Raw genomic sequence first — 6,264 nt, forward strand, 5'->3', positions numbered from 1 at the left:
CGCGGGCGCGCTGTTCGTCGTCATGCCGACCATCCAACATCACTGCCCCATGACGTACTTCACGGTGGGTCCCGCGGTCCAGCCGCCGTCGACGCTCAGCACGGTGCCGGTGACGAAGGTGGACGCGTCCGACACCAGATAGGCGACGGCGCCCGCGAGTTCGTCGGCGCGCGCCCACCGCTTGAGCGCGGAGGCCTGGGCGTAGGCATCGAACCATGCGGGGTCGGCGGCGATCTGATCGGTGAGCGGAGTACGGACGACGCCGGGCGCGACCGCGTTGAACCGCACGCCCTGCGGCCCCCACTCCGCGGCGGCGGTCCGCAGCAACTGGACGAGGCCCGCCTTGGACGCGGCGTACGGCCCCTGCCCCGGCTCCACCTGGAAGGCCCGCATGGAGGCGAACCCGACCACGCTCCCCCGGCCGCGCTCGGCCATGCCGGGGGCGACGGCCTGGATGAGCGTGAGATAGGAGCGCAGGTTCAGCGCGATGACGCGGTCGAACTCGTCGAGGCCGTAGTCGGCGATGCGCTTGCGCACATTGGCCCCGACGGTGACGACGAGCCCGTCGAGCGGCTCCCATGCGGCGACGGCGGCACGGACGGCGTCGGGGTCCAGGACGTCCAGGGGGTTGGCGGCGGCGGTGCCGGTGCGCCGGTCCGGCGCCGCATCGCCCTCCCCCACCGCGAGCGCCGCCGTCCGCTCGGCGCGGCACATGTCCCGGTCGGCGACGATGACGTGCGCGCACTGGGCGACCAACGCGCGGGCGGCTTCGCGGCCGATGCCGCTCGCGCCGCCCACGACCGCGACGCGGCGGCCGTCGAGCCGGAACAGATTGCCGTAATCCATGGTGGTGATGCCTCTCTTGCCGGGGCTTCGGGTGACCGACCGCTGTTCACTGAGGGCCTGGGGGCCAAGGCCCTAGGGCCGGACGACAACCATCCGCGTCACCGTCAGTTCCTCGATCGCGAACCTGGGGCCCTCGCGGCCGATGCCCGAGTCCTTGACACCGCCGTACGGGGCGATGTCGCTGCGGTAGCCGGGGACTTCGTTCACCACGACGCCGCCCACCTCCAGACGGTCCGCGGCCTCCAGCGCGGCCCGCAGACCGTTGGTGTAGACGGCCGCGTGCAGGCCGTAGCGGCTCGCGTTGACGAGGTCGTACGCGGTGTCCAGGTCCGGCACCGTGCGCAGACAGACGACCGGGCCGAAGATCTCCTCGTCCCAGGCGGGTTCGCCGTCGGGGACCTCCGCGAGCAGGGTCGGGGTGATGCACCGGCCGCCCGCGTCACGGACCCCTCCGGCCACGAGCCGCGCGCCCGCCGCCCGTGCCCGTCCGACCCAGTCGAGCACCCGCCGCGTCGCCGTCTCGTCGATGAGCGCCGCGACGCGCGTCTGAGGGTCCCGGGGGTCGCCGACCACCACGTCAGGCAGCCGCTCCACGAGGCGCTTCTCGAACTCCTCCGCGACAGCGGCCACGACGATGACCCGCTGTACGGAGATGCAGGCCTGCCCCGAGGCGTAGAACCCGCCGCGCACCACCGCGTCGGCAGCCGCGTCGAGATCGGCGTCAGCGGCCACGACGAGCGCCGCGTTGGAGCCGAGTTCGAGGACCACCTTGCGGGGCGCGGCGTCCCGCGCGATGTGGTGGCCGACGGCTGCGGACCCGGTGAAGGACACCGCGGCGACCTCCGGATGCGTGGTGAGCGTACGGCCGACCTCCGCGTCCCCGGTGACGAGCTGCACCGCTGCGGCGGGCGCCCCCGCCGCCACGAGCCGCTCCCGTACGAGATGGACGAGCCGCAGGGTGGCGAGCGGTGTCGCCGGTGCGGGCTTGACGATCACCGGGCAGCCCGCGGCGAGCGCAGGTGCGATCTTGTGGGAGGCAAGCAGGACCGGGTAGTTGAAGCCCGCGATGCCGACCACGACGCCGACGGGCTTGCGCGTCCAGAACCCGAAGAGGCCCTCCCCGGAGGGCTGGAGATCCAGCGGCACGGTCTCGCCGTGCAGATGGGCCACCTCGTCCGCGGCCGACTGCCAGGTGGCCACGGCGCGCCGCATCTCGACCTCGCAGTCGACCCGCGGCTTCCCGGTCTCGAGGACGAGCAGGTCCACGAGGTCGCCCGCCGCGTCGGCAAGCGCCGCCGCGACCCCGGAGAGCACCTGCCGCCGCACCCCGGCGGTCAGCCTGCCGACCCTCACGCGCACCGCGGCGGCATGCTCGACGGCCCGCCCCGCGAGGTCTTCGTCGCCGACCGGCGCCACGCCGATCTCACTGCCGTCGTACGGAAAACGCACGGGTCGGTCGGCGGGCGCTGCCACCCAGCCGTCCCCGACGGGCAGCCCTTCGGGACAGGTCATCGCGCACCTCCGGTGGCGCCGTTCAGGAAGGAGCGCGCCGCGGCGGCGTACACCCGCGTGTACTCGACGATCTCGCGCACCTCGACGAACTCGTCCTTCTGGTGGGCGATCCACTTGCCGCCGGGGCCGTAGACGACGGTCGGCAGTCCTGCGTCGCGGGTGAGGATCGTTCCGTCCGTGGTGCCGGGCACGGCACCGAACGGCGGTGGGCTGCCGTGCACTTGACGGTGTCCGTCGACGAGCGCGGCGACCACCGGATGGTCGTCGGCGATCTCGATGGCGGGCCGGTCGTCGACGACGGTGAGCCCCACGCCCACTCCCACACTCCCGGCCGCCTCGACCGCGAACTCCCGCACTCGCTCGATGAGTTCGGCGTGGTCGGTGCCGGGGATCGTGCGTACGTCGATGCCGACGAGCCCATGGGCCGGGATGACGTTGAGCTGGTCCGGGTCCCCGCCGTGCAGGACGGTCGGGGTGACCGTCACGCTCCCGGCGTGCGGATGGGTGCCGTACCGCTCCTGGGCCCAGTCCTGCACGCGGCCGAGCGCCTCGACGATGCGCGCCCCGGCGACGATCGGGCTCTTGGCCTCCTGCGGCATGGCGCCATGGGCCATCACCCCGTCGAGGTCGAGCCGGAGCCGGATGCCGCCACGGGCGGAGGTGCACACCTCGTACCCCTCGGGCTCGCAGACGATGACCCCGTCCACCTCACGCGCGAGCGGCGTGGCGGCGAACGCCTTCGCGCCGAGCATCAGCCCTTCCTCGTCGCACAGCACACCGAGGACGACGCGGCCGGGGAAGGGCCCTGCGAGCTGCAGGGCCCGCACGCCGTAGATCATTGCCGCGACACCGGACTTCATGTCGGCGGAGCCGCGCCCCCACAGCTTGCCGTCCCGGATCTCGGCGCCGTAGGGATCGACGCTCCAGTCCCCCGGATCGCCCTCCGTGACGACGTCGATGTGCCCTTCGAACATCAGGGTCGGGCCTTCGCCTCCCCCGCCCTCGATGACCGCGACGGTGTTGGGCCGTCCCGGCGCGACCTCCACCACGTCGTAGGTCCAGCCGAACTCGGTGAAGAGCCGGGCGACGAGTTCGGCCGCGGGCCGCTCGACCTCGGTGGCCCCGGCCGCGTTGACCGTACGCAGCCGGACCAGATCCTGGGTGAAGGCGACGACGGCGGCGGAGTCGACGGGCGGGTCGGCGACGGGCGCGCTCGAGCCGGTGGGCCCTGAGGCGGTGTGCCCTGAAGCGGTATGCCCTGAGCTGGTGTGCATGGAACCTCCAAGTCGGCCGACCGCCAAGCCAGTCGACTGGTCAGACCAGTTGAGTTCCCGTACTCTGCCTCCACGTTCACGGCCGGGTCAACCACCAGATCTTGGTTTTCCCGCGCCGTCATCGCGAGTCAGCTACGTACCGTGGAGGGGGCGGGCCGATGGCCGCCGACGACACCGACCTGTTCCGGCCGGTCACACCCGTTCGCGCCTATCAGCGGGTGGCGGAGCAGATCGAGGAGCGCATCCTCAGCGGTGATCTGCCTCCCGGTTCCCGGCTGCCCGCCGAGCGCGAGCTGGTCAACCGATTCGGCGTGGGGCGCTCCACGGTCCGCGAGGCGCTGCGCGTCCTGCAGTCGGCGGGCCTGATCCGCTCCCGCCCCGGCGACCCGCTGGGGGCCGAGGTGCTCGGCGTATCGCCCGACAACCTCAGCCAGGCCCTGGGCCGCCTCACCCGCTCCAGCGTGGCCACGCTCGGCGAACTGGTGCAGTTCCGCATGGCGTTGGACGCCGAGAGCAACCGTCTTGCGGCGCGTCTGCACGGCGATGCCGACCTCGCCCGGATGCGCGAGCAGATCACCCGCATGGAATCCCTCAGCGGCAGCGGCCCGGCGTCCCTGCACGCCTTCAGCGAGGCGGACGCGCTCTTCCACCGCGCGATCGCCGAGGCGAGCGGCAATTCCCTCCTGGGCCTGTGCGCACGCGCCGTGCACGAGGCGGTGGTCGAGGTCATCGAGAAGAAGATCGCGGGGGTCACGGACACCACGGCCTGGATGGAGCGCTCCATAGCCCATCACCGCGAGGTCCTCGCAGCGATCACCGCGGGCGACGGGCCCCTCGCCGCCCGCCTGGGACGCACGGCGCTGCACGAGTACTACGCGGATCATGTGGAGCCCGAGACACGGGAGTTGCTGGCCGCGTCCGTCGAGGACCACTGACAGGGCGAGGAGTGGCCCTCACCCACGGAACCCCGGTGAAAGACCGAGCCGCCCCTCCAACTGGCTGAGCAACTCACCCAGAAGGTCGCTGAGTTGACCCTGGCCGCCCTCGTCGAGCCCCGCCAGGACCACGGTCTCGTAGGCCAGCTGGTCGGGCAGGATCGAGTCGACCAGGTCGCGGCCCGTCTCGGTCAGGCCGACGTGCGAGACACGGCGGTCTCGCGTGTCGGCGCGCCGGTCGACCAGACCGCGCTCCTGGAGCTGTTTGAGGCGCTTGGTGACGGCGGCGCCCGAGGAGAAGGTCTCGCGGGCCAGTTCGCCGGGGGTCAGTTCGTGGCCGGTGCGGCGCAGCGCGCCGAGGAGGTCGAACTCGGGGCGGTTCAGGCCGACGCGGCGCAGCGGGGCGTCCTCGGCCTGCTGCAGGAGGGCCGCGCAGCGGTTGATGCGGCCGATGACCTCCATCGGGCCTGTGTCGATGTCCGGCCGCACCGCCTGCCACTGCCGCACGACGGCGGCGACGGTGTCGCGGGGTACCCCCGGGCCACTGCCCGTCGCGCCCGCGGTACCCGAGGTGCCGCCCGCCGCACTGTCCGTGGCGCCGCCCGCCGCACCGTCTCCCGCACGGGCCACGGCATCTGCCGCCGCGTCCCGTTCGCTCCCGTTCCTCATGCGCCCCTGTCCTCGCCCTTCCGCGTCGCCCGGCTCGTCACACCCGTACGCGTTCGCCGTACTCCATGCCGCGTACCGTCGCCGCGAGCGTACGGTGTCCGGCCTGCTCGGCGACCATCACCCGCTGCTCCGGCAGGGCGCGCTGCCACCATTCGCCGGCCGCGGCGTCATGGGCGGTGCGCAGGTCGACGAGGGCGGCGGTCAGGCCTCGGCGCGCCGGGCGCAGGGTGCCGGGGATGGGGAGCGGGGCGGCCAGGGCCTGTTCGGCGCGGGCGCGGGCCCGGTCCGTGGCGTCGATGGCCAGCTCGATGTGGTCGGCGGCGCGCCGGTTGGTGACGGCGATCGCCGCGACGACGCCGAGCAGCGCGCCGACGCACGTGTCCACGACCCGGTCGAGGATCAGCTCTCCGGGCTGCTGGAATCGGGCGAACTCGGTGACCAGGAGCGCCATGGGCGTGACGCACACGCTGCCCAGCCAGTAGTTGCGGGCCATCAGCGCCTCCGCCCCGAAGGCGAGCGCGAGGCAGCAGACGATCAGCGCGGCATGGTTGAGGTGGGCCAGCGGGACGATCGCGGCGAAGGCGAGCACTCCGACGAGGTTGCCGACCACGCGCTGCACTCCCCTGTTCCAGGTGAGCGTGACGTTGGCCTGGTAGAGCGAGGCCGCCGTGACAAGCGCCCAGTAGGGGCGGCCGACGCCGAGGGCAAGCGACGCGTACCCCGCGAGCGCGCAGCCGACGGCCGTGCGCAGCGCGATGGGCAGCAGCGGCGATCCGGGGCCCAGGCGCCGCCACAGGGAGCCCTTGTCCGAACTCGCCGCCAACTCGGCTTCCACTCCGAGGAGTTCGTCGTCCGCCTCGGGCCGTACGTCGCAGGGGCGCGGCACAGCGCCCGTGCCGCGCAGACCTGCCGCCAAGGCACGCAGCTGGGCGGGGTCCGCCTCCGATGGCGCCGCCAGGGCCTCCTCTCCACGGATCACCAGGCGCTCCAGGGCGCGGCGCGCCGCCGTGCGGTTGCCGGTGGCGAGC

At 73.3% G+C, this 6,264-nt stretch carries 6 protein-coding genes; 1 reads left to right on the plus strand and 5 read right to left on the minus strand.

Annotation, left to right across the window (positions count from 1 at the left end; translation table 11 throughout):
• Window positions 1-39 precede the first annotated feature (39 nt).
• The 3 genes from ABD378_RS25995 to ABD378_RS26005 form a co-directional block, all read right to left on the minus strand.
• Window positions 40-846, minus strand: a complete 807-nt coding sequence (locus tag ABD378_RS25995) for an SDR family NAD(P)-dependent oxidoreductase (RefSeq protein ID WP_344524329.1) — start codon at window positions 844-846, stop codon at window positions 40-42.
• Between the two features lie 72 nt (window positions 847-918).
• A complete protein-coding gene (locus tag ABD378_RS26000) occupies window positions 919-2,358 on the minus strand; it encodes an aldehyde dehydrogenase family protein (RefSeq protein WP_344524331.1) in 1,440 nt (479 codons plus the stop codon).
• Window positions 2,355-3,632, minus strand: a complete 1,278-nt coding sequence (locus ABD378_RS26005) for a M20 family metallopeptidase (RefSeq protein WP_344524333.1) — start codon at window positions 3,630-3,632, stop codon at window positions 2,355-2,357. Before ABD378_RS26005 ends, ABD378_RS26000 begins: the two co-directional genes overlap by 4 nt.
• A 158-nt stretch (window positions 3,633-3,790) precedes the next feature.
• On the opposite strand from ABD378_RS26005, the gene ABD378_RS26010 reads away from it, so the two are divergent.
• Window positions 3,791-4,567: a FadR/GntR family transcriptional regulator gene (locus ABD378_RS26010; protein WP_344524335.1), complete on the plus strand. Its 777-nt coding sequence runs from the start codon at window positions 3,791-3,793 to the stop codon at window positions 4,565-4,567.
• 18 nt (window positions 4,568-4,585) lie between these two features.
• Here ABD378_RS26010 and ABD378_RS26015 read toward each other — a convergent pair whose 3' ends face one another.
• Both ABD378_RS26015 and ABD378_RS26020 read right to left on the minus strand, forming a co-directional pair.
• Complete coding sequence (locus tag ABD378_RS26015; RefSeq protein ID WP_344524337.1) at window positions 4,586-5,236, minus strand: MarR family winged helix-turn-helix transcriptional regulator; 651 nt, start codon at window positions 5,234-5,236, stop codon at window positions 4,586-4,588.
• A gap of 37 nt (window positions 5,237-5,273) precedes the next feature.
• Window positions 5,274-6,264, minus strand: a 991-nt coding sequence (locus tag ABD378_RS26020; protein ID WP_344524339.1) for an FUSC family protein, incomplete at its 5' end; no start/stop codon positions are given.

Origin of the sequence: Streptomyces rectiviolaceus (assembly GCF_039533825.1) — a bacterium.
GTDB lineage: Bacteria > Actinomycetota > Actinomycetes > Streptomycetales > Streptomycetaceae > Streptomyces > Streptomyces rectiviolaceus.